We start from the raw sequence: 23,805 nt of genomic DNA on the forward strand, positions 1-23,805 counted from the left end.
TCGTAAATGGACTATCGCAAAATCATTAAAGAGATCGGGCGCGGGAAAAACCACGCGCGCGATTTAGACCAGGATACGGCGCGCGGTCTGTATGCCCATATGCTCAATGGTGAAGTGCCTGAGCTTGAGTTGGGCGGTGTATTGATTGCGCTGCGTATCAAAGGGGAAGGGGAAGCAGAGATGCTTGGTTTTTACGAAGCCATGCAAAATCACACTATCAAGCTGACGCCGCCTGCCGGTAAGCCGATGCCGATTGTCATCCCCAGTTACAACGGTGCGCGTAAACAGGCCAACCTGACGCCGTTGCTGGCACTTCTGCTACACAAACTCGGTTTTCCTGTGGTGGTTCACGGCGTCAGCGAGGATCCAACTCGTGTGTTGACCGAAACCATTTTCGAACTGATGGGGATAGCACCAACGCGACATGCCGGACAAGCGCAAGCGAAGCTCGACGAACATCAACCTGTCTTTATGCCTGTTGGCGCGTTTTGCCCGCCGCTGGAAAAACAACTGGCAATGCGCTGGCGGATGGGCGTGCGTAACAGTGCACATACCCTGGCGAAACTGGCGACGCCATTTGCCGAAGGTGAGGCACTGCGTCTTTCCAGCGTCTCGCATCCGGAATACATCGGGCGACTCGCAAAGTTCTTTAGCGATATTGGCGGACGGGCACTGTTAATGCATGGCACCGAAGGCGAAGTTTATGCTAACCCGCAACGCTGCCCGCAAATCAATTTGATCGACCGTGAAGGGATGCGGGTGCTGTATGAAAAACAGGACACTGCTGGCAGCGAGCTACTGCCACAAGCCAAAGACCCGAAAACCACGGCGCAGTGGATTGAACGTTGCCTGGCTGGCAACGAACCGATTCCCCAGTCACTAAAAATCCAGATGGCTTGCTGCCTGCTGGCGGCGCGCGAAGTGGCAACCATTAGCGACGGCCTGGCGCGCGTTAACCAGGCATTTTAATTTTTCTCTCCGCCGGATGAGCACTGTCATCCGGCCTTTACCCCACCGCAATATGAAATTCCTGCATCTTTATTGACCTTCCCGCGTCTGGCGCGCAGCATAAAAAAGCAACAGGCATATAACATAAACAGGAGTTAACTATGGAAAGTGGTCATCGCTTTTATGCGCAGACGCTACACCGTTTTATTCAGGCTGTATTTCGTCAGATGGGGAGCGAGGAACAGGAAGCAAAATTAGTTGCCGATCATTTAATCGCGGCAAATCTGGCTGGGCATGATTCACATGGTATTGGCATGATCCCAAGCTATGTGCATTCCTGGCGCCTGGGTTCTTTGCAAATCAACCATCACGCCAAAATTATCAAAGAGGCGGGGGCTGTGGTCACGCTTGATGGCGATCGCGCATTTGGTCAGGTGGCGGCACACGAAGCGATGGCGCTGGGGATTGAGAAAGCGCATCAGCACGGCATTGCTGCCGTGGCGCTACATAACTCGCATCATCTCGGCCGAATCGGTTATTGGGCGGAACAGTGCGCGGCGGCGGGGTTTGTTTCTATCCACTTTGTTAACGTGGTCGGTATTCCAATGGTTGCACCGTTCCACGGCCGCGACAGCCGCTTTGGCACCAATCCGTTCTGTGTGATATTCCCACGTAAAGATAATTTCCCACTGTTGCTTGATTACGCCACCAGCGCCATCGCATTTGGTAAAACTCGCGTCGCCTGGCATAAAGGTGTCCCCGTGCCGCCAGGCTGCCTGATTGATGTTAACGGCGTCCCGACGACAAATCCGGCGGTCATGCAGGAGTCGCCGTTGGGTTCGTTGTTGACCTTTGCCGAACATAAAGGCTACGCCCTGGCGGCGATGTGTGAAATTCTTGGCGGGGCGCTTTCTGGCGGTAAAACGACGCATCAGGAAACGTTACAAACCAGTCCCGATGCCATTCTTAACTGCATGACCACTATCATCATCAATCCGGAACTGTTCGGCGCGCCGGATTGTAGCGCGCAGACCGAAGCCTTTGCCGAGTGGGTGAAAGCTTCGCCGCATGATGAAGATAAGCCGATTTTGCTACCGGGTGAGTGGGAAGTGAACACGCGTCGCGAACGGCAGGAGTTGGGGATCCCATTGGATGCGGGAAGCTGGCAGGCCATTTGTGATGCGGCGCGACAGGTTGGTATGCCGGAAGAGACGTTGCAGGCTTTCTGTCAGCAGTTAGCCAGCTAAAAAAAAGCCCGTCCAGTGTCGGACGGGCAAACAAGGGTAACATAGGATCAATGAGGGTTAGAGCATATGCGTCTGTCGGCAAACAGACAGGGAAATACCTTTGCTGAATGTAGCGTAAACGCCATATCCGACCAACGGTTCGGATTTTGTAGGCCTGACAAGACGGGGTAGCGTCGCATCAGGCATCTGTTGTCGGATGCAGTCTAAACGTCTTATCCAACCTACGAATTACTTATAGATAACCGCAGTTCCGCTTAATTTATTGTTGTTGGTGGCAGAAGTGATGCTGTATCCACTCGCACCGGCAGCCGCAGCTTTTTCAGCCAGTTTCGCTTCCAGAGCATCGAGGGTGGACGCGCCATCGGCAGACACAACACCGATTTTATTCATGTTCTGGGCCTGAGATGACGTTACCGGCTCCGCCGCAAACACGCCAAATGACAGAGTTGAAAGAGCCATAGCAGCAACAACAGTTTTGATAGTTTTCATAATTAATCTCTCGCAGGTGATTTTGTTTAAGTGACGTTGTTTCGTCGATGTGATGAGTATCACGTTTTCTTACGAGAGATAAAATCGAAGAGAATTGACCACCTTGTTCAAATAAATTGATTGATATCTAACATACTGATAATCCATTCATTTGTTGTATTTATGAATCATCTTTCTACCACGTGGCGGTCACGGCTGCGTTAAAGGCACGGAATGCCACGCAAAATACAAATTATACTGGCTCTACATTATGCCTGTTGTAGTTAACGTAACTGGCTGTCTTTCGAACCTCTGCGATTATATCCTGCATAATCCTGTTTTTGTAAATCTTTCTCCTGCTGGCAATGAATGCATAAGCGCACGCCAGGAATGGCTTCCCGACGGGCCTGCGGGATGGGCGCGCCACACTCTTCACATTCATACAGGCTCTCGCCACGCGGAATTTCACCCCGAGCGCGGGCAATCGCATCTTCAATTGTACTGTTGATCTGTTCGTTGACGGCGTCATCGTTAGCCCAACCGGATGCCATATCGCCCTCCCCATATCAATGCTTGTACAGTTAAGTGTAGCTAATATAGGGGCGAACTCGGGCAGTTCAAGCGTCAGATCTCCGACCATTCCCGCAGCAGATTATGATAAAGATTGAGTAGCGACAGGATCTCTTCACTTTCGCCGTAGTGGCTTTTCAGCGACTGAATATTGTTGTCCAGTTCAAACAGCATGGCGCGCTTTTTATCATCGCGGATCATCGACTGGATCCACATAAATGATGCCACTCGCACGCCGCGGGTTACGGGTGTCACGCAATGCAGGCTGCTGGAGGGATACAACACCAGATCGCCTGCCGGGAGTTTTACCCGATGTTGCCCGAAGGTGTCATTAACGACCAGTTCGCCGCCGTCGTAGCTTTCTGGATCGCTTAAAAACAGCGTGGCAGAAAGGTCAGTGCGCATCCAGCCGTTTTGTGGATGGCTGCGTACTGCGCCATCCACATGAAAACCATAGGTTTCATTGTTCTGATAGCGATTAAACAGCGGCGTGGAAAGGGTACGCGGCAAGGCAGCGGCAAAGAACAAAGCATGTTGGTTAACCGCGTTCAGCACTTCATTTTGTAATGCGGCGTACAGGGCGCTGCGGGTGTCTACCTGTTGATTATTCTTGACCTGCGCGCCTTGTGCGCCGGTGGTGACGCGTCCATCAATCCATTCGGCTTGTTCCAGTTGTTCAAGAAAACGCGCGACGTCGTGTGGCGATAACACGCCGGGAATGTGGTACATCATACAAGTTCTCCAAAAAGTGGGGCTTTCACCCCCCCCCCCCCGATTTTTAACAGCAGGTGCTTTGTTCATGCCGGATGCGGCGTGAACGCCTTATCCGGCCTACCAAATGATGTGAACTCATGTGTTGCACAACCTTGTAGGCCTGATAAGCGCAGCGCATCAGGCAGTCCTGTTCTCGCCATCAACATTAGTGAGCCCTGCACCCCACATCTGAATCAGAAATGCATATTGGCCGTGAGCAAGAAGGTTCTTGGCTCGCCCGGGTGATAACGGTATCCGCTCTTGTTAATTGAGGCGACGTAATCGGTATCAAACAGGTTGTAGACGTTTAGCTGGAAGTCGAGATTGCGATTGACGCGATACCCCAGTTTGGCATCGGCGACCCAATAACCTTCGGTAAACGCCGGCGTTCCCACCGCGCCGTCTGAACCTTTATGCATACTGCCTATATAGCGAGCACCTGCGCCAACGGAGATATCATCGGTTGCCTGATACTGGCTCCATAAGGTAAAGGCGTGCTCCGGCGTATATGGCAGTGATGATGAACCATCCTGAGCCACATCCGCACCATTTTTAATGGTCGCTTTTTGCTGGGTAAATCCGCCAATCACCTGCCACGCGGGAGTGATATTCCCGGCCACGGATATCTCATAGCCTTCGACGCGTTTCTTACCGTATTGTGAGTAAGTCCCGTCATCGTTTTGCTCAACTTCATTTTCGATATCAGTACGGAACAGCGCGGCGGTAAGCAACAGCCGTTTATCCAGCACCTGCCATTTGGTGCCAATCTCACTGGTTTTCGCTTTTTGCGGTTTAAAGTCGGTGCGACTGGCGCTGTTACCGCTGCCAGACTGCGCAAGGGCAAAGTTGCTGCCGCCTGGTGGTTGTTGGGAAACAGCATAGTTCACATAGACATTGCCATTGTCTGTCAGGTGATACAGCGCCCCGGCTTTCCAGTTCACCAGGTTGCCAGACTTGGCGGTGTCGACAGTGGTTACCGGAGAACCGTTTGCCACGCCAGTTGGGCAGGTGACGGCACCGCGACCAGTGCCGCCGCAGGCGGTAGCACTGTCATAATCAGTGTGATAATTGTCCAGTCGAACTCCGCCGTTCAGCTCAAAATCACGGGTGATTTGCAGCGTATCGAAGGCGTAAATCGCAAAGGTATCTGTTTGACCATTGGCGTTTGCACCGTTGCGCGTCAGGCCGCCAGGATGAATGCTGCTGTCAGGATGATAAATATTCACCGCCGGTAACGTCACCGGATTAACCCCGTAGTTGGTCTGCGTTTCACGGGTAAATTCCACGCCGGTACTGACGTCATGACCGATAGAACCAGTATAAAATGTGGTGGTCAGGTTGGTCTGGTTGGTGAGAATTTTATTACTCACATCTTTGGTATTCGCCGTGCGTGACCACGTCCAGCTATCCACATCGCTGGTGGGCTGGGTAATATTTGATGCCCCGCCCATAATCGCCGTCATCAGGTAATCCTGCTTCACGCGCGACCAACGCGTAGTGTTGCGAATGGTGGTGTTATCGTTGATGTCGTGCTCAAAACGCATGGTAGCGGTGTCGGTGGTCGAATCGTCGTAATCGGAATCCGTCCCATAAAAGTTATGCGTATCAACTTTTCCGGAATGATTCAGTGCCGCCGTTCCCGCAGAAGGGGCGGAATAGCCCGGCAAACCGATGGTTGGAATACCACCGTCTGGCGTGTTGTGCTGGGTGACATGCAGATAATTAAGATACAAACGATTCGCTGTACCGAGGCCAAAAGCTACGGAAGGGGCGACGCCGTAACGCTCATCTTTGACCTTATCGCGCCCGGCATCGTGCGTTTTTTCGCCCATTAAATTCAGACGTACGGCGGTGGTGTCACCAATCACCTGGTTGACGTCCAGCGTGCCGCGACGGAACCAGGCACTACCAATACTGGCGGAGGCGTCAATGCCGGAATCATTACGCGGCTGTTTGCTGATCATATTGATCGAGCCAGTCGGCGCGCTGCGCCCGTAGTCGGTGCCGGACGGCCCTTTAATCACTTCGACCTGTTCGGTATTGAAGGTGTCGCGCGAAACGCTGCCAATATCTCGAATGCCATCAATATAAATACTGTTAGAGGTATCGGCACCACGCATATAAATGGCGTCGCCAGTGGTGGAGTTACCGTTCTCACCAGCAAAAAACGCACCCACGCCGGGGACGTTTTTGAGCGCGTCGGTAAGGTTGGTTGCGCCCTGATCTTTAATCACCTGTTCAGAAATCACCGTCATCGTGCGGGTAGTATCCGCTACCGGACGGGAGAATTTCGGATCGGCAGATTTAAGTGGCGCATAAAGCGAAGGCGTTGACGCCTCGACAACCAGTGTGTCATCAGCGTTGTTTTGCCCTTCGGCGGCGAGTGCCTGTGCCACAGGCGTGATGCCAATACAAAGGCCGGCAAAGAACGTGAGCGAATGAAATTGTCTGGCAGGGAAATTGCGATTGTTTTCCATTTTGCAGGTGACTTTTTCTTATATGTTGAAGTTTTCACTGTCACGAGAAAGCATCTCTGCGGATGCGATGCCACTGTTAATCCCGTAATAGCGTTCGTGCAAGTGATAATAATTTTGATAAGCATTATCACTTGGCGCGATTTTCTATCACCCCTGAAGCGAAAAAGAAATACATTTATTTACATTTAGTTCATATTTGATGTTTTTTGATTACAAAATGGACGAAAACTGCATCCAGAGGCGAATGCAGTTACGTTGGTGTGGTTATTTGTAGATGATTGCGGTACCGAACATCTGATCATTTCCTCCCGCGGAATTAATGACATAACCTTTCGCACCTTGTTCGCGCGCTTTTTCTGCCAGTTTATCCTCCAGATCGCTTAGGTTGGATGCGCCAGTTGCCGAAACGGTTCCGGCTGGCCTTAGTTGGCCGCTGTCCTGGTTACTCAGTGGTTGTGCGGCATAAGCCGTGACAGTGATTCCGCTCAGGACGGTGGCAATCAGTAGTGTGAGGCACTTTCTCATAATGACATCCTCATAAATACAACGGGTAGTGCCTGATAAGTGTAGGTCGCCTGCGCGATGCAAATGACGCAAAAAATTGACAGAGATGTGCTTATTTTTTGAACGATATATTTTTACAAAACAAGACAAATCAATAAGATAAATGCTACTGATTTTTATGATGAATTGCCATAAACCATAGTCATTCTAAGGTTTTTGGAAATGATAAACGCAGCCAGATATTTACCCTGTAGCGTTATGCGGGTATCTTACGCCGCTGCTTAAAGGAGAATGCTATGTCTGCCCAGAAACCGGGGTTACACCCGCGCAACCGTCATCACAGTCGCTACGATCTTGCCACGCTTTGTCAGGTCAATCCTGAACTGAAGCAATTCCTCACGCTTACTCCTGCCGGGGAACAAAGCGTAGACTTCGCCAATCCACTGGCGGTGAAGGCGCTCAACAAGGCATTGCTGGCGCATTTTTACGCCGTGGCGAACTGGGATATTCCGGACGGTTTCCTCTGCCCGCCAGTGCCGGGCCGGGCGGATTATATTCATCACCTGGCTGATTTACTGGCAGAAGCAACAGGAACGATTCCAGCCAATGCCAGCATTCTGGATATCGGCGTTGGTGCGAACTGTATTTATCCGCTGATTGGCGTACATGAATATGGCTGGCGTTTTACTGGCAGTGAAACCAGCAGCCAGGCGTTAAGCAGCGCGCAGGCGATCATCAGTGCTAATCCAGGTCTTAACCGCGCTATCCGTCTACGTCGGCAGAAAGAGAGCGGGGCAATTTTTAACGGTATCATCCACAAAAACGAGCAATACGACGCCACCTTGTGTAACCCGCCGTTCCACGATTCCGCCGCTGCGGCACGGGCTGGTAGTGAGCGTAAACGCCGTAACCTGGGGCTGAACAAAGACGATGCACTGAACTTTGGTGGTCAGCAACAGGAGCTGTGGTGTGAAGGCGGTGAAGTGGCCTTTATCAAAAAGATGATTGAAGAGAGTAAAGGCTTCGCGAAGCAGGTGATGTGGTTTACCTCACTGGTTTCTCGTGGCGAAAACTTGCCGCCACTTTATCGCGCACTGACGGATGTTGGTGCGGTGAAGGTGGTCAAAAAAGAGATGGCCCAGGGGCAAAAGCAGAGTCGCTTCATAGCCTGGACCTTTATGAACGACGAGCAGCGCCGTCGTTTTGTCAATCGCCAGCGTTAAAGCGTCGGTTCTCCCGGTAGCAACGGTTCTGCGGGGGCCGCGCCCGGAGCTGGCAGCACCTGATAAGTCTGTACCGGAGCGCGAACGCCAGCCAGGTCGAAATGCTTTTTCACCTGGCTGTCGAGGGCAAAGCGGACCGTCCACTGTTTGAGTGGCAGCGTGGTGAATGACACGCGCAGCGTAAACGCGGTATTGCTTAAACCGACAATCCCGGCAAAGTTCGGTTCACCAATAATCAGCCCGCGAATTTCTTCGTTTTCCATCAATTCCGCTACCGCATCTTTCAGTGCCTGATTGGCTTTATCAGCATCTTCATGGCGATCAACATCGTAATTTGCCACCACTGAACCAATGCCGCGGACAAAGTTGGCAAAGGTGGTAATCGAAGACCACGGAATGATGTGATACGCCCCGGTATCCTGGCGCACGCCAACGGAGCGAATTGACATCCGTTCCACCGTACCCGTCAACGGCCCGATGGTCACTAAATCTCCGGTATTCATGCCGTTTTCAAACTGAATAAATACCCCGGTGATGATATCTTTCACCAGCGTTTGCGAACCGAAAGAGATAGCCAGACCTAATGCCCCGGCACCTGCCAGCAGCGGCGCAATATTGACGCCGATTTCCGACAACACAATCATGATGGTGATGGTACTGATGATCACCGCCAGCGCGTTGCGAAACAGCGTCAGCAGGGTACGCGTGCGGGCGCTGGGCAGCGGACGGCCATGAATATCTGAAGCCAGCCGGTTTTCGATCAAACTGGCGAGCACTGTCCAACCAACCGCCGAGAAGAAAAGAATGAGCGCGATGCGGATCAGGATATCCACGGTTTTCTGCCCCGCACCGTTTTGCAGCCAGTTCCAGAAATCGAATAATCCCCATGCGCTCAACAACAACATAACTGCCACGCAGACCGTCAGAATACGCGCCGTTTTCAGCGTCGCCGACAGCCAGCCGTTCAGCCGTTTTTGCAGTTCCGGATAGCTACGCTGAGTATGTGGCGAGAGAGTGATGGTCTTCGCCAGCCAGCGGGAAAACATGCCGGAAACAAACGCCGCGATAGCAATAATCGCCAGGCTGCGTACCGTCGCGCCCATCATAAATTTCAGGCTGTTTCCCGGATCGAACAACGAAAAGAAAAACAGCACGATAAAATAGGCGCTTGCCAGCCAGTGCCACACCAGCGCAAAGGCGCGGATAAACAGGCTGAAAAAGGCCAGCGAGTGTTCCGCAAAGTTGAGCAAATGTTGGGTGATCTCTTTTTTATTGTGAAAGATCAGGTACAGCGCCCAGACAGTCATACACAGCATGATTACCACGTTTGCCAGCGCGCCTGTCTGTACATTCACTTGATTAGAGATAATCGGCACTGCCACGATCAGGCCATAACCTATCAGACTGCTTAACCAGCTCAGGCGGCGACTCCAGTAACGGGCGCTCTCATCCTGGATGTTAAACGGGCGCAGCTCCGCCACGTTCGGGCAGAAAATCAGGCGTAAAACCGCTTTGAAAAATTCAATCAGGGCGAAAGCATTAAGGAACAAACTTTGTTGAAAGGCGATGGTGCGACTGCCCGCATTCAGGTTATCGCTTAAAACCTGACCGACAAATAACGTCAAAGCCAATAACAGCAGGTCGATAATAAACGCCCCGATAATCATCGCCGGGAGCTGCAGCCAGTTACTGCGCTCGCGATTTTTTTGCCGCGCCCACTGGCCCATTTTGCAATACAGCGGCAGAGCGAACAGGCGAATCAGCCAGTAAAAACCAAACACTAACACCGCTAACATTGAAAAATGGGTCAGCGCATTGCTGAAGGTTTGTGGATTAAACGGTTTATGCGGGGAGCCGGTGATATTGCGATAAAGTTGCCCGAAGCGGGCGGAAAGGGCTTCACCATAATGACGGCTGACTTCGGTGACCTTTTGCAGCACGGTTTGCTCTTCAACCAGCGTCGGCGGCACGATCTTCGGTACCGGTTCCGCAGGGGGCGTAGCGGCGACGGTACGCAACTGGTCGATCAACTCTTTGCGAGATGTGTCGTTATCCAGCACATCCGCCAGTGCGCCATAGGCCGCTTTTTTTTGTTCGATATCCGGTTCCGGGGCCGGTTCAGAGGCTGAATCCGATGAGGCTGTGGTTGTAACGCCGGGTATGGATACCGCGTGGGCAGGTGCGCCCAGCAGGCAGAAGAGGATGAACAGGATCCACCGCATGACTCCTCCAGTGAGAAAACAGAGCAAAAAGATAAGTATAGATGCTGGGGGAGGGGCGATTTTAAATGAGAGGAATCTGGTGTGCCTCCCCTTCGGGTGAAAGGGAGGAAGGGACATTTAGCAGGTTGTTGACAACGTGCGGGCTTTTTTGCCGGATGGGCGTGAACGCCTTATCTGTCCTACAAGTTCATGCAATTTCAATAAGTTGCTATATATCCTGTAGGCCTGATAAGCGTAGCGCATCAGGCAATGTGTCTTATTAAGAGACGTGCTGTAAAAATTCCTGTAAACGCTGGCTCGGTGGGTTCTTGATCAACACCTGTGGATCGCCATCTTCTGCAATCCGGCCTTTGTCGATAAAGATCAGGCGCGAAGCCACTTTCTCGGCAAAACCGATTTCGTGGGTCACGATCACCATCGTCATCCCTTCTTCAGCCAGATCCTGCATAACCTTCAGCACTTCATGGCGCAGTTCCGGATCAAGAGCTGATGTCGGTTCATCGAACAGCATCATTTTCGGTTTTACCGCCAGCGCACGGGCAATCGCCACACGCTGTTGCTGACCACCAGAAAGCTCGGAAGGGTAGTGGTGGGCGCGTTCCGCCAGACCGACTTTCGCCAGCAGTTCACGAGCCAGTTTTTCCGCGTCTTTTTTGTTCGCACCACGTACACGCAGCGGACCAAACATCACGTTTTCCAGCGCCGTCAGATGTGGGAAAAGGTAAAACTGCTGAAACACCATGCCCGCTTCCTGACGAATCAAACGCTCGTCAACTTTCGGGTCGTTAACTTTCAGACCATCGACAATCAGATCGCCGGAGGTTATCTCTTCCAGTTTGTTGATGCAGCGCAGCAGAGTCGATTTACCGGAACCGGAAGGCCCGATAATCACCACCACTTCACCCTGGGCAATGTTCAAATCGATATTATGCAGCACCTGGGTAGGACCAAAATGCTTGGAGACGTTTTTAAATTCAATCACAGGATTTTCATCCTTCTTTCCAGACGACGCAGAATAAAACTCAGCACCAGGGTAATAATCAAATAGAACACCGCAACGGCGCTCCAGATCTCAAGGGCGCGGAAGTTACCGGCAATAATTTCTTGCCCCTGACGGGTCAATTCCGCCACGCCGATAACAATAAACAATGAGGTATCTTTAATGCTGATGATCCACTGGTTACCCAGCGGTGGCAGCATGCGGCGCAGTGCCAGCGGTAAAATCACGTAGCGAATGGTTTCCCAACGTGAAAGGCCGAGCGCCAGTCCTGCTTCACGAAAACCTTTGTGGATTGACAGCACCGCACCACGCGTGATTTCCGCAATGTACGCGCCGGAGTTGATCATGATGGTGACCACCGCCGCAGTAAACGGGTCGATGCGTAAGTCGTTAAACGCCATCGGCAGGGCGAAGTAGATAAACATCACCTGGACGACGATAGGTGTGCCGCGGATCACTTCAATAAAGACCAGCGCGACGTGGTTGGCTATCCAACCACCGAAGGTGCGTGCAAAACCTGCCGCCAGGCCGATTACAAGGCCGCCAGCCAGACCGAGGACAGAAATCCACAGGGTCATTTTGGCGCCTTCAATCAGAAGCGGAATGGCAGGCCAGATGGCACTCCAGTCAAACTGCATATGTTGTTCCTGTTACCGTGGTGTAAATACCCTGAGCCAGAAGACTGGCTGGGCGAAACGCAGGCCCGGTATGCAAAAGGCCACCGGGCCATAAATTAAAGGCAGTAATTATTTCGGTTCAGTACCGAACCATTTTTTGTAAATTTCGTTGTAAGTTCCGTTTTCGCGCAGGGTTTTCAACGCGCCATTGACTTTGTCACGCAGCTCGTCGCTACCTTTCGGGAAAGCAATACCGTATTGCTGTGCTTCCAGAGAGTCACCCACCGCTTTGAACTGGCCATTACCGGCGGTTTTGATGAAGTACAGAATGTTTGGTGTATCGTGCAGGACGGCGTCTGCGCGGTTAGTACCCAGTTCCATATAAGCGTTATCGATGTTCGGGAACTGTCGCAGATCTTTGGTTTTGATGTTCGTCTTCGCGTAATCAACGGAGCCCGTGCCGCTCTTCACAGCAACCACTTTTCCGTCGAGATCTTTCACGCTTTTCACATCGTTATTGTTCGCTTTCACCATCACTAACAGGCCGCTTTTGTAGTAGCCGTCAGAGAAATCGATCGCTTTTTTACGCTCGTCGGTAATAGTGATACCCGCCAGCGCCAGATCGATGTTTTTGGTTTGCAATGCCGGGATGATGCCGCTGAAATCCATCGGTTTCAGTTCGTAATCCAGCTTCAGTTCTTTGGCGATTGCCGCCCACAGATCGACATCAAAGCCCACGTATTTGTCGCCCTGTTTAAATTCAAACGGAACGAAAGCGGTATCTGTCGCGACAACTAATTTTTTATCTGCGGCATGGGAAGAAACCGCAAAAGCCAGGGTCAGTGCTGCCAGTGAAACTTTTAATACAGACTTCATAGCATTTCCTTTTTTCTATCCACGGGACGATCCCCTGCGTAACACTTACCTATATGAAAAAATCGTGCCAGTTTTGCAACTCATTGATTTTTCGAAAAGCGATGAAAACTCATTGCACGATTTATGAGGCAACACCGTTGGATTGCACCATTCTGGGGCGCCAAAGTGGTGCGCTAAAATAGTGCAGTCAACACAGTGATTATTTAGCGTAAATCCTGATGAAAAAACAATCTTTATGTAACGATTGTGTGATGTTGTTGATACAAAAAAATTACTTTATCGGAAGGGAAGGGCGACGGGATGCACTAAAAAAGTGCGTAGAAGCAGGCAGCAAAACAAAACGGCCTCCTGTCAGGAAGCCGCTTTCTAAATCTATTAGCGATGGATTAAGACCGATGACAAACGCAAAACTGCCTGATGCACTTCGCTTATCAGGCCTACATAGTTCATGCAATATATTGAATTTGCTTGTTTTTGTAGGCCGGATAAGGCGTTCACGCCGTATCCGGCATGAACAAGCGCACTTTATCAACCATCTGAATTCATCAGCGATGGAGTTATTCGATATTAGACTCGATAAACCACAAGAATTTATCCAGGTCGCGGGAAGCGGCGGTCAGGATATCTGCGGTGTCGTCATCTTTCGCTTCGCCAATCGCTTTGCGCACGTCGTTGGCAACAATCGCGTAACGATCAGCCAGTTCTTTCAGGTGATCCTGTACGCTGTGGATATCCAGCGGGTAGCTTTTCAGCGGGGTTTTGCTGTTAATAACTTGAGTGGTACCAAGGGCAACGCCGCCTAGCTGCACCGCGCGCTCTGCCATGGTATCCAGGTGATCGGTCAGTGCGGTACGGAAACCATCCAGCATCTCATGTACGGCAATGAAGTTAGCGCCGCGCATATTCCAGTGCGCTTGTTTGGTAATCAAGGAGAGATCAATAAACTGGATAACCTGGCGATTCAGCAACTCAACTGTCGCTTTCTTCTCGCTGTCAGAGACATCGTTGCGGGTATAAAGCAGATTGGTCGCTTTTGCTTTGACTAATTTAGCGGTACTCATAATTTCATATCCTCTTGATGTTGTGTCCCAGTAATTAACGAGACTAAGTATAGCACCGCCCTGGTGTTCCGCTATTCTGGCTGTCCCTATCACACTAATAGCGGTAACAAGCGTAAAAAATAAAAACCATATAAATTCACATAGTTATGTATATCGCCGGGGACGATTCTTATTTTCTTTTTTACGCGAACTATTCACAGAGAATAGGTTTTGGGAGAACAAGATATATAAAAAATGACGAGTGGAGGATTCGTGTAATATTCTGCATGGTTATGCATAACCATGCAGAAAGGCAGGTTTAATTAATATCTAATTCTTTAATTTTAGTCTCTTTGCGCGCTGTCAGCGTTGAGCCCATTGAGGCACAAATAATCGCGCCGAGGGCCAGCAGTTGTATTGGCGCCAATGTCTCACCGAGGAAAATCATTCCGGAAATGGCAGCCAGCGCAGGTTCCATACTCATTAGCGTACCAAATGTCCGTGTCGGTAAACGGGTGAGCGCAATCATCTCAAGGGAATAGGGCAGAGCGGTAGAGAGGATAGCGACAGCCAGACCCAATGGAACAACCGACCAGTGCCAGAGTGCCTCTCCGGCCTGGAATGCGCCAATCGGCACGAAAATAAGCGCCGCAATCAGCGAGCCGATTGCCACCGTCGCCGGGCCGTGTTCCGCCCCGGCGCGTTGCCCACTTAATATATAGATAGCCCAGCAAGCACCGGCACCGAGCGCCAACGCACAGCCAGCCAGGTCGACATGTGAAACATCCTGCCCCAGCGGCAGCAGGAACCACAGGCCGAGAACCACCAGCACAACCCAAACAAAGTCTACGGGGCGACGAGAAGAGAACAGCGCCACTGCCAGTGGCCCGGTGAACTCCAGCGCCACCGCAATCCCAAGCGGCACGGTCTGAATAGAAAGATAAAAAAGATAGTTCATTCCACCCAGTGAGACGCCGTAAAACAACAGCGGCAAGCGCTGTTCTTTGGCAAACCGCAATCGCCACGGTTTAAAGAATGCGATAAGAATCAGCGTTCCCAGTGCCAGACGCAGTGCAGTCACGCCCGGCGCGCCAACCAATGGAAAAAGCGATTTTGCTAATGAAGCCCCACCCTGAATAGACGCCATGGCAACGAGCAATATGACTATCGGTAACCAGACCGGCATTTTACGTAATGTCCCTGGCATCCGTTCCCCCCATAAATGTGTATAGTCAGATAAAGCGAGGAGTGTACTGGATATAACCAAAACTGGTTGAGCATTTGTTGAAAAAATTTTCCCCCGTTTTGACTAAAATGCGCCAGGATTGATTGATTCATCAGCTTGGTGATTAGGAATAATCTGGATGAATGGCAGTGAAAATATGCGTAATACTTAAGCAGCTCACTGAAAAAATGATTTAAATTTAGATGGATAGCGGCATGTGGAAACGTTCTGTTACATGAAATAGCCCGTTAGACATCACAAATCGCGAAGAGTTTCCCATTAATTTTTGATATATTTAAAGCTTAGGACTTATTTGAATCACATTTGAGGTGGTTATGAAAAAAATTGCATGTCTTTCAGCACTGGCCGCAGTTCTGGCTTTCACCGCAGGTACTTCCGTAGCTGCAACTTCTACCGTAACTGGCGGTTACGCTCAGAGTGACGCTCAGGGCAAAATGAACAAAATGGGCGGTTTCAACCTGAAATACCGCTATGAAGAAGACAACAGCCCGCTGGGTATGATCGGTTCTTTCACTTACACTGAAAAAAGTCGTACTAACAGTGCAGGCGATTACAACAAAACCCAGTACTACGGCATCACCGCTGGTCCGGCATACCGCATCAACGACTGGGCGAGCATCTACGGTGTTGTAGGTGTGGGCTACGGTAAATTCCAGGACACCAACTACCCGACCTATAAACACGACACCAGCGACTACGGTTTCTCCTACGGCGCAGGTCTGCAGTTCAACCCAATCGAAAACGTTGCGCTGGACTTCTCTTACGAGCAGAGCCGTATTCGTAGCGTTGACGTAGGCACCTGGATTGCCGGTGTTGGTTACCGCTTCTAATCACTTCGGTGATATAAAAAATCCGCCTCTCGGGGCGGATTTTTTTATCTTAAGATTTCGGGTCGAAAATATCGGTTCCCAGATGGTTGTAATCCACCTTCTGTAACTGGAAGTTGGTGATGTATATCGGCCCGGCTTTCTTCTCGGAAATAAACGGGTAGTTGATGTTGATTTCCTGCGCTTTAATTCCCGTCCACTGAGAGAAAAAACCTAAGAAATCATTGGCTGAACGGCGGGCTTTAATCACCCGGTGCGCTTTATCGTCGCTGGAAATGACCATAAAAGGCACCTGAAAATTCTGCTGATATTTATCATCGTGGGCCAGGTATTGCACTTCTTTTCCGCGTTCTTTAAAGGCTAAACCGTGGTCTGAAAAATAAACCATGGAGAAACTGCTGCCGCTGTTGCGTAACTGGTCGTACAGTTTGCGCAGTAAATCGTCCGTTTGCGTCATGGTATAGAGATAGCACGATGTTTCTTTCGATTGTACAAAGGTTTCGTATTTGCCTTGTGTCCGGTCGCAGGCCTGAGGATGTGAGCCCATCAGATGCAAAACAATCAGTTGCGGCTGCGAATGTTCTTCCGCCAATACCTGAGCGGTCATTGCCAGTAGTTCTTCGTCTTTGGCATTCTTATCTGCTTCAAAATTACCATTTTTCAGGAAGTACACTTCATCTGCACGTTTAGCGATGCTGGCGATAGCCGTATCGTATTCACCTATTTGCCCTTGATTAGAAAACCACCAGGTCTGGAATCCTGCCCGGTTGGCCAGGGTCACAAAGTTATCCTGAAACTGTGGCTTGCCATCGACCACGCGGTTAAGCGTTAATCCGAGAGATTTCTGCGTGGAGCCACTGGCAGCAATGTAATCAGCAAAAATCAGGCCGTTAACGCTGCTGGCAAACGGGGTATTGTTCCAGTGACCGCCAAAGGCACCGAGGGCATCGCGACGTGCGCTTTCGCCAATGACCACCACATAAGTGTGATATTTTGGTTTAACTGCAGTGACTGTCCAGGTATCTTTCATCCCGGAAAGCTTTGCCATCCGTTCTTGCTCTTCAATCACCTCGTTATTATTGACGATGACATCCTTAGCAAAACGAAATACCGGATAACCGGTGTCTTTGAGTTTAAATACGCCGCCCCAGGCGAGATTTTGAACCGGAGCGACAAAAAATGTCGCCACACTGAATACCAGGCACAGGCTGTCGAATTTATTCCAGCGTGCTTTTTCATTCTCTTTTTTCCGCCTGATCGCAATCACGCCGAGTGCAAAAATAAATAAGCCGACCAGATAGCTATACCACGGGAAGATCGTAAGAATTTCGGTCGACTCTTCCATATTGGTGGAATGCAGCGCCAGCAAGGTATTGAAGTTAGGCGCACCGTACGCCTGAGCAAAAGGAAAATAACAGGCCGCCACCAGCGAACAGACGCCTATTAAGGTTTTTTGCACGCGCGGCAACATCCGCCATAGCAAAAGCAAAATGGCAGTAAAAGCGGCGGTATAGAGAAAACTAAAGGGATAACCTAAACCAAGGTTAATCAATAGCGACTGTAAAAAGTAGAACGCAGTCCACGGGCTAAAAGCCTGGCTACGGGAAACAAGCGATTCTTTAAGGGTTAAGTTCATATGCCACTATCGTAACAAACGCCATGTGCTTACCCTGGCGTCAAGGGTCAATACCTGCAAGAGTGCGTGAAGAGGGGGAAGGGTCCGCATCTGCGAGCCGCAATATACGCAGGGCTGCAAGAAGATAGAGCGAGCCGCCGTTCAGGTCAACTACTGAGGAACAAATCTTTTGCGAAGAGAATAGCAATACCGATAAAAAGTGGGGGAATTCAATCCTGAACAATTTATGCCTGCAATAAAGCAGGAGTGAAGCGGCGTACCGCGACGCCGCTATTTATTGGAGGGTTTATCCTGCTGCGGTTTGTTGTTGACCATATCGCACAACATCGAGAGCAGCATTAACCGTACTTTAAAGGGAGAGTGACTAAACACGCGCATACACCTCTTGAACTCATTCATAAGACCTCCTGACTTGCTAATCCCGTCGGTCCTTGAGGGATGATTGCATTACATACAGATATAGCACAGGCTATATTATATAGCTATTGCTAAAACGTTAATTTTTTGTGCCTTCGCAACTCTGGTTTACAATGTGTGCACGAAATGAGAACGCTATCCATGCGTCACCATAATGAGGAAGCACAATGAGTCGTCGCGCAGGTACGCCAACAGCAAAAAAAGTGACGCAGTTAGTGAACGTGGAAGAGCACGTTGAAGGATTCCGCCAGGTCAGAGAGGCACATCGTCGTGAACTTATCGACGATTACGTTGAGCTGATTTCTGACCTGATGAGGGAGGTTGGAGAAGCGCGTCAGGTTGATATGGCCGCCCGTCTGGGTGTCTCTCAACCTACGGTGGCTAAAATGCTTAAGCGACTGGCGACAATGGGATTGATTGAAATGATCCCCTGGCGTGGCGTGTTTTTAACGGTGGAAGGGGAGAAACTGGCACAGGAAAGCCGCGAGCGGCACCATATAGTTGAAAACTTCTTGCTGGTATTGGGGGTTAGCCCGGAAATCGCCCGTCGCGACGCGGAAGGCATGGAGCACCATGTCAGTGAGGAGACGCTGGACGCCTTTCGTTTGTTTACCCAGAAACACGGTGCCAAATGAGTCTGCCTTTTTTACACACGCTGCAAGGCGATCGCTTTTTTCAGTTATTAATTCTCGTTGGCATCGGATTAAGTTTTTTCGTTCCTTTCACACCTAAGTCCTGGCCTGGTGCTATTGACTGGCACACCATCATCACCTTAAGTGGCCTGATGCTGCTGACCAAAGGCGTCGAGTTAAGCGGTTATTTTGATGTGCTTGGGCGCAAAATGGTGCGCCGTTTTGCTACTGAGCGCCGGCTGGCGATGTTTATGGTGCTGGCAGCGGCGCTGCTTTCTACGTTTCTGACCAACGATGTCGCGCTGTTTATTGTTGTTCCGCTGACCATCACGCTAAAAAGACTGTGTGAGATACCGGTTAATCGGCTGATTATTTTCGAGGCGCTGGCGGTGAATGCCGGATCGTTGCTGACGCCGATTGGCAATCCGCAAAATATCCTAATCTGGGGATGCTCTGGTCTTTCGTTTGTCGGTTTTATTGCCCAAATGGCTCCGCTGGCTGGTGCGATGATGCTGACACTACTGCTGCTGTGTTGGTGTTGCTTCCCTGGAAAGGCGCTGCAATATCATACGGGTACGCAAATGCCGGAGTGGAAACCACGACTGGTGTGGAGTTGTCTGGGGTTGTATATCGTCTTTCTTATGGCACTTGAGCTAAAACAAGAGCTGTGGGGACTGGTGATTGTGGCGGCGGGGTTTACGCTGCTGGCGCGTCGCGTGATACTGAGTGTGGACTGGACGCTGCTGCTGGTGTTTATGGCGATGTTTATTGACGTCCATTTACTGACCCAGCTTCCGGCATTACAGGGCGTGTTGAGCAACGTGAGTCATTTATCTGAACCTGGATTATGGCTGACGGCGATTGGTTTATCGCAGGTAATCAGTAACGTGCCGAGCACGATTTTGCTGCTGAACTATGTGCCGCCGTCATTGTTGCTGGCATGGGCGGTAAACGTAGGTGGCTTTGGTTTATTACCCGGATCGCTGGCAAATTTGATTGCGTTACGGATGGCGAACGATCGCCGTATCTGGTGGCGTTTCCATCTCTATTCAATACCGATGCTGCTGTGGGCGGCGCTGGTGGGATATGTTTTGTTGGTGATGATCCCGGCAGTGTAAGAGCCGGCAAATAAAAAAGGCGGATTATGAGTCCGCCTCTGATTGTTGGTAATACGCGCTTTGTTCATGCCGGATGCGGCGTTAACGCCTTATCCGGCCTACAAAATCAATATATCGCAGGTTCTTCGTAGGCCTGATAAGCGTAGCGCATCAGGCGGATTATTACTCCGCCTTTTGCTTTACGTTTTGACGATTAATTCAGACGAACCGGCATCCCGGAACGGTTTTTAATCGCTTCATCCAGAACAACCTGATCAACGTCTGGCTGGCCAGTTACTGTCTGCACGCTCTTCGTCAGAGTAATCGGTACAATTTCCTTACCTTCAAACTGGGCTTCGGTGGTAGACAGTGGGTTATGGACTTCAATGTAACGGCTGCCGTCTGGCTCAGTAGTCGCTTTTACCGGCTCATCAATAAACTGCACGCGAGTACCGACTGGCACTTTCTCGAACAGGAATTTAATGTCTTCGTTACGCAGACGTACACAGCCGTGGCTTACGCGCAAACCGATACCGAAGTTAGCGTTGGTGCCGTGGATAGCGTACAGGCGACCGATGTACAGTGCGTACAGCCCCATCGGGTTATCCGGGCCAGCCGGAACGACAGCCGGAAGCGGTTCGCCCGCTGCGCGGTACTCTGCGTGCATTTTGGCGGTCGGTGTCCAGGTCGGGCCTGCTTTCTTACGCTCTACTTTGGTGGTCCAGTTGATAGGTGTGTCTTTACCTAACTGACCAATGCCGATCGGCAGCACGATAACGGTGTTGGTCCCTTTCGGATAGTAATACAGACGCATCTCTGCGCTGTTAATCACAATGCCTTCATGCACAGTGTCCGGCAGGATCAGTTGCTGCGGAATGTTCAGTACGGTGCCGCCTTTCGGCAGGAAGGTATCTACTCCAGGGTTCGCTTCCATCATGTTGGAAAGCCCCATCTGGTACTCGGCCGCAAAATACTCCAGCGGCTGAGTGTTACCTTCAGGGATAGTGATCACCTGATTCTGACCAACCAGGCGACTCCCGTCGGTTGGCAGAGGATAAGTTACCGCAGAGGCGGTACTGCAAAAGCCGACAACAGCGAAGGCCGCTGCGAATAATGTTTTCAATTTCATATTCATGTTAAGCGAGATTTAGTGCCTGGCAGGCCATTAGGTTGAGAATCTTAGAGTATTGGAAGCGCATTATATGTTCATTCCAGCTAACAGTGAAATCAGATGTGTACGAAATCACATTTTTTGCCTTTGGGAAGAGTGTAGACCTTAAGCGGCAAGCGGGATCTTCTTTCAGACTTATGGCATAATACGCGGTTTGTCATATCTCTTTTCAGGATACGCCTGTGTTAGTTTCCAGTAACGTCACCATGCAGTTCGGCAGTAAGCCGTTGTTTGAAAACATTTCCGTCAAATTTGGCGGCGGCAACCGTTACGGCCTGATTGGCGCGAACGGTAGTGGTAAATCCACCTTTATGAAAATCCTCGGCGGCGACCTTGAGCCGACGCTGGGTAACGTTTCCCTCGATCCGAATGAGCGCATTGGTAAGCTGCGCCAGGATCAATTTGCCTTTGAAGAGTACACCGTGCTGGATACGGTGATCATGGGGCATAAAGAGTTGTGGGAAGTGAAGCAGGAGCGCGACCGCATCTATGCTTTGCCGGAAATGAGCGAAGAAGATGGCTATAAAGTGGCCGATCTGGAAGTGAAATACGGCGAAATGGACGGTTACTCTGCGGAAGCGCGCGCCGGTGAGTTGTTGCTCGGCGTGGGTATTCCAGTGGAACAACACTACGGTCCAATGAGCGAAGTGGCGCCAGGCTGGAAACTGCGTGTGTTGCTGGCGCAGGCGCTGTTTGCCGATCCGGACATCCTCCTTCTCGACGAACCGACCAACAACCTGGACATCGACACTATTCGCTGGCTGGAACAGGTGCTGAACGAGCGTGACAGCACCATGATCATCATTTCGCACGACCGTCACTTCCTCAACATGGTTTGTACCCACATGGCGGATCTGGATTACGGCGAACTGCGCGTTTATCCGGGTAACTACGATGAGTACATGACGGCGGCGACCCAGGCGCGCGAACGTCTACTGGCTGATAACGCCAAGAAGAAAGCGCAGATTGCCGAGCTGCAATCCTTCGTTAGCCGCTTTAGCGCTAACGCCTCGAAATCTCGTCAGGCAACTTCGCGTGCGCGTCAGATTGATAAAATCAAACTGGAAGAGGTAAAAGCCTCCAGCCGTCAGAACCCGTTCATCCGTTTTGAGCAGGATAAGAAACTGTTCCGTAACGCGCTGGAAGTAGAAGGGCTGACCAAAGGGTTTGATAACGGTCCGCTGTTTAAAAATCTCAACCTGCTGCTGGAAGTGGGTGAAAAGCTGGCGGTGCTCGGTACCAACGGCGTCGGTAAATCTACGCTGCTGAAAACGCTGGTGGGCGATCTGCAACCGGATAGCGGCACCGTAAAATGGTCTGAGAACGCGCGCATTGGTTACTATGCGCAGGATCACGAATATGAGTTCGATAATGATCTGACCGTGTTCGAATGGATGAGCCAGTGGAAGCAGGAAGGCGATGACGAGCAGGCGGTGCGCAGCATTCTTGGCCGTTTGTTGTTCAGCCAGGACGACATCAAAAAACCTGCCAAAGTGCTTTCCGGTGGTGAAAAAGGCCGTATGCTGTTTGGTAAGTTAATGATGCAGAAACCGAATATTCTGATCATGGACGAACCGACCAACCACCTGGATATGGAATCTATCGAGTCGCTGAACATGGCGCTGGAACTGTATCAGGGTACGCTGATCTTTGTTTCTCACGACCGTGAGTTTGTAAGTTCACTGGCGACCCGCATTCTGGAAATCACTCCGGAACGCGTGATCGACTTTAGCGGTAATTACGAAGATTATCTGCGTAGCAGAGGGATCGAGTAATATTATGCTGGCTCTACAGAGGTAATCTCTGTGGGGCCGCGCTACATTCAAGGTATATTATGTGGAAGAGACAGCTCACTTTCTGAATATCGACTGGATGATCGTTTACCTTCAAAGTTTATAAAATAAAGGGGTGTCTCATTTTTAAAATGCCAATAAATATCAATAATTGTGCCCACACTATTCTTTGTTTTAACCCAAACAGATTGATTAATATAAAATTTCAAATCCGGCACGGTGTGATATATCACTGGATCGATTTTAAATGTTTTCTCGCCATAGATTACTGAACACCATTTATCATCAATTCTTATACATTTAAATATCTTTCCTGCTGGTTTTAAGTTAATAAACTCCAGGAGATCATCAGGCGAGACTAAATGACTTCCATGTTCAGGATACCAGTTACATATACCATAATGCTCAATAACCTCCAGATTTTTAATCTCCATAATATGTATGTCCTGATTTTTATAAGCTAAACATCTTCGCTAGGGTAATTTTCAATGTTATTTATAATTTCATGGCATTCTCATTAACATTTCTTTTAATCTGGTTATAAGGGTTAAATCGTTATTGCAATCCAAAGGCGTTAAATAGCCCAGGGCCGGAACTTTATTCTCAATCCAGGCAAGATAATACCCCTCACCAATCTTTCCATAAATGACACTTGCCAATATTAAATCATTATTAAATTTCCTTGCTAATTCTTGTACTTTTTCAATGTCTTTATACTCTTTATATAAATTTGAGAAAATAATCCAATTATCATTTCCTGAGTAGTATATTTCCAAGTGATGCATTTTGATAACCCTTAAATAATGTTAGATCAAAACCTATTGTATCCCTTGCTAAAGGCGTAGAGATATTAGCATGCCCTGTATTGACTTCCCAGCCTCCGATCTGATGAGTAACATTATGCAAGTCGGTGAAACAACGTTTATGAAATTGCGTGATCCCCTTGATAATGAATATTACTTACAGAGACCTGGAACCACATTAGTGGTTGAGCTGATTGAAGAAGATGAGTGTAACGCTCATTGAGAAATCGGGGCAATT

At 50.0% G+C, this 23,805-nt stretch carries 23 protein-coding genes and 2 pseudogenes; 9 read left to right on the forward strand and 16 right to left on the reverse strand.

All coding sequences use genetic code 11. From position 1 onward, the window contains the following. The first annotated feature begins 6 nt into the window (after nt 1-6). Nucleotides 7-969 (forward strand): DNA-binding protein YbiB, encoded by a 963-nt coding sequence (ybiB, locus tag A9180_RS18940; RefSeq protein ID WP_064530102.1) that lies wholly within the window; start codon nt 7-9, stop codon nt 967-969. A 140-nt stretch (nt 970-1,109) separates the two neighbouring features. After that, nucleotides 1,110-2,195 carry a hydroxycarboxylate dehydrogenase HcXB gene (gene hcxB / locus A9180_RS18945; protein ID WP_064530103.1) on the forward strand — a complete coding sequence of 362 codons (1,086 nt, stop codon included), beginning with the start codon at nt 1,110-1,112 and terminating at the stop codon, nt 2,193-2,195. Nucleotides 2,196-2,423: 228 nt separating this feature from the next. Here hcxB and ybiJ read toward each other — a convergent pair whose 3' ends face one another. From ybiJ to mcbA, 5 genes are all read right to left on the reverse strand, one after another. Then, nucleotides 2,424-2,684 carry a DUF1471 family protein YbiJ gene (gene ybiJ, locus A9180_RS18950; protein WP_064530104.1) on the reverse strand — a complete coding sequence of 87 codons (261 nt, stop codon included), beginning with the start codon at nt 2,682-2,684 and terminating at the stop codon, nt 2,424-2,426. Nucleotides 2,685-2,947: 263 nt separating this feature from the next. After that, a complete protein-coding gene (ybiI, locus tag A9180_RS18955) occupies nt 2,948-3,214 on the reverse strand; it encodes a C4-type zinc finger protein YbiI (RefSeq protein WP_064530105.1) in 267 nt (88 codons plus the stop codon). A gap of 73 nt (nt 3,215-3,287) precedes the next feature. Further along, nucleotides 3,288-3,965: a PKHD-type hydroxylase YbiX gene (gene ybiX, locus A9180_RS18960; protein ID WP_064530106.1), complete on the reverse strand. Its 678-nt coding sequence runs from the start codon at nt 3,963-3,965 to the stop codon at nt 3,288-3,290. Nucleotides 3,966-4,180: 215 nt separating this feature from the next. After that, the gene (locus A9180_RS18965) at nt 4,181-6,463 is read right to left on the reverse strand and encodes a catecholate siderophore receptor Fiu (protein ID WP_064530107.1); all 2,283 of its coding nucleotides are present in this window, start codon (nt 6,461-6,463) and stop codon (nt 4,181-4,183) included. A 264-nt stretch (nt 6,464-6,727) separates the two neighbouring features. Continuing rightward, a complete protein-coding gene (gene mcbA / locus A9180_RS24415) occupies nt 6,728-6,988 on the reverse strand; it encodes a DUF1471 family periplasmic protein McbA (protein ID WP_064530108.1) in 261 nt (86 codons plus the stop codon). A gap of 275 nt (nt 6,989-7,263) precedes the next feature. On the opposite strand from mcbA, the gene rlmF reads away from it, so the two are divergent. Next, complete coding sequence (gene rlmF, locus A9180_RS18975; RefSeq protein ID WP_064530109.1) at nt 7,264-8,190, forward strand: 23S rRNA (adenine(1618)-N(6))-methyltransferase RlmF; 927 nt, start codon at nt 7,264-7,266, stop codon at nt 8,188-8,190. On the opposite strand, the gene ybiO is transcribed toward rlmF, so the two are convergent. From ybiO to rhtA, 6 genes are all read right to left on the reverse strand, one after another. Next, complete coding sequence (gene ybiO, locus A9180_RS18980; RefSeq protein ID WP_064530110.1) at nt 8,187-10,412, reverse strand: mechanosensitive channel protein; 2,226 nt, start codon at nt 10,410-10,412, stop codon at nt 8,187-8,189. The genes rlmF and ybiO overlap by 4 nt on opposite strands. 259 nt (nt 10,413-10,671) lie before the next feature. Then, the gene (glnQ, locus tag A9180_RS18990; protein WP_064530111.1) at nt 10,672-11,394 is read right to left on the reverse strand and encodes a glutamine ABC transporter ATP-binding protein GlnQ; all 723 of its coding nucleotides are present in this window, start codon (nt 11,392-11,394) and stop codon (nt 10,672-10,674) included. After that, a complete protein-coding gene (glnP, locus tag A9180_RS18995) occupies nt 11,391-12,050 on the reverse strand; it encodes a glutamine ABC transporter permease GlnP (protein WP_061090926.1) in 660 nt (219 codons plus the stop codon). Before glnP ends, glnQ begins: the two co-directional genes overlap by 4 nt. A 108-nt stretch (nt 12,051-12,158) precedes the next feature. Next, nucleotides 12,159-12,905, reverse strand: a complete 747-nt coding sequence (gene glnH / locus A9180_RS19000) for a glutamine ABC transporter substrate-binding protein GlnH (RefSeq protein WP_001516049.1) — start codon at nt 12,903-12,905, stop codon at nt 12,159-12,161. A 557-nt stretch (nt 12,906-13,462) separates the two neighbouring features. After that, entirely contained in the window at nt 13,463-13,966 is a 504-nt protein-coding gene (gene dps / locus A9180_RS19015) for a DNA starvation/stationary phase protection protein Dps (RefSeq protein WP_064530112.1), read from the reverse strand. A gap of 298 nt (nt 13,967-14,264) precedes the next feature. Continuing rightward, the gene (gene rhtA, locus A9180_RS19020) at nt 14,265-15,152 is read right to left on the reverse strand and encodes a threonine/homoserine exporter RhtA (protein WP_064530113.1); all 888 of its coding nucleotides are present in this window, start codon (nt 15,150-15,152) and stop codon (nt 14,265-14,267) included. A gap of 253 nt (nt 15,153-15,405) precedes the next feature. Between rhtA and A9180_RS24420 the strand changes: the two are divergent. Together A9180_RS24420 and ompX are read left to right on the forward strand one after the other, a co-directional pair. After that, nucleotides 15,406-15,453 (forward strand): annotated as a pseudogene (locus A9180_RS24420) (hypothetical protein). Between the two features lie 52 nt (nt 15,454-15,505). Further along, the gene (ompX, locus tag A9180_RS19025) at nt 15,506-16,021 is read left to right on the forward strand and encodes an outer membrane protein OmpX (protein ID WP_064530114.1); all 516 of its coding nucleotides are present in this window, start codon (nt 15,506-15,508) and stop codon (nt 16,019-16,021) included. Nucleotides 16,022-16,070: 49 nt separating this feature from the next. On the opposite strand, the gene opgE is transcribed toward ompX, so the two are convergent. Then, complete coding sequence (opgE, locus tag A9180_RS19030; RefSeq protein ID WP_064530115.1) at nt 16,071-17,654, reverse strand: phosphoethanolamine transferase; 1,584 nt, start codon at nt 17,652-17,654, stop codon at nt 16,071-16,073. Nucleotides 17,655-17,924: 270 nt separating this feature from the next. After that, nucleotides 17,925-18,053 carry a manganase accumulation protein MntS gene (gene mntS, locus A9180_RS19035; protein WP_001001762.1) on the reverse strand — a complete coding sequence of 43 codons (129 nt, stop codon included), beginning with the start codon at nt 18,051-18,053 and terminating at the stop codon, nt 17,925-17,927. 185 nt (nt 18,054-18,238) lie between these two features. Between mntS and mntR the strand changes: the two genes are divergently transcribed. Both mntR and A9180_RS19045 read left to right on the forward strand, forming a co-directional pair. Beyond that, a complete protein-coding gene (gene mntR / locus A9180_RS19040; protein WP_064530116.1) occupies nt 18,239-18,706 on the forward strand; it encodes a manganese-binding transcriptional regulator MntR in 468 nt (155 codons plus the stop codon). Beyond that, on the forward strand, nt 18,703-19,821 hold the full coding sequence (locus A9180_RS19045; protein WP_064530117.1) for an anion transporter: 1,119 nt from the start codon (nt 18,703-18,705) through the stop codon (nt 19,819-19,821). The genes mntR and A9180_RS19045 overlap by 4 nt, the downstream gene beginning before the upstream one ends. A gap of 193 nt (nt 19,822-20,014) precedes the next feature. On the opposite strand, the gene ldtB is transcribed toward A9180_RS19045, so the two are convergent. Then, complete coding sequence (gene ldtB / locus A9180_RS19050; RefSeq protein ID WP_064530118.1) at nt 20,015-20,935, reverse strand: L,D-transpeptidase; 921 nt, start codon at nt 20,933-20,935, stop codon at nt 20,015-20,017. A 218-nt stretch (nt 20,936-21,153) separates the two neighbouring features. Between ldtB and A9180_RS19055 the strand changes: the two genes are divergently transcribed. Continuing rightward, entirely contained in the window at nt 21,154-22,746 is a 1,593-nt protein-coding gene (locus A9180_RS19055; RefSeq protein WP_064530119.1) for an ABC-F family ATPase, read from the forward strand. 47 nt (nt 22,747-22,793) lie between these two features. Here A9180_RS19055 and A9180_RS19060 read toward each other — a convergent pair whose 3' ends face one another. Then, nucleotides 22,794-23,183, reverse strand: a complete 390-nt coding sequence (locus A9180_RS19060; protein ID WP_064530193.1) for a DUF6960 family protein — start codon at nt 23,181-23,183, stop codon at nt 22,794-22,796. A gap of 84 nt (nt 23,184-23,267) precedes the next feature. Then, the gene (locus A9180_RS19065) at nt 23,268-23,549 is read right to left on the reverse strand and encodes a hypothetical protein (RefSeq protein ID WP_064530120.1); all 282 of its coding nucleotides are present in this window, start codon (nt 23,547-23,549) and stop codon (nt 23,268-23,270) included. Nucleotides 23,550-23,664: 115 nt separating this feature from the next. Between A9180_RS19065 and A9180_RS24825 the strand changes: the two are divergent. Further along, nucleotides 23,665-23,790 (forward strand): annotated as a pseudogene (locus tag A9180_RS24825) (hypothetical protein); the annotation flags it as partial. Between the last annotated feature and the right edge of the window lie 15 nt (nt 23,791-23,805).

The sequence above is a fragment of the Escherichia sp. B1147 genome (genome assembly GCF_001660175.1).
GTDB classification, from domain to species: Bacteria; Pseudomonadota; Gammaproteobacteria; order Enterobacterales; family Enterobacteriaceae; genus Escherichia; species Escherichia whittamii.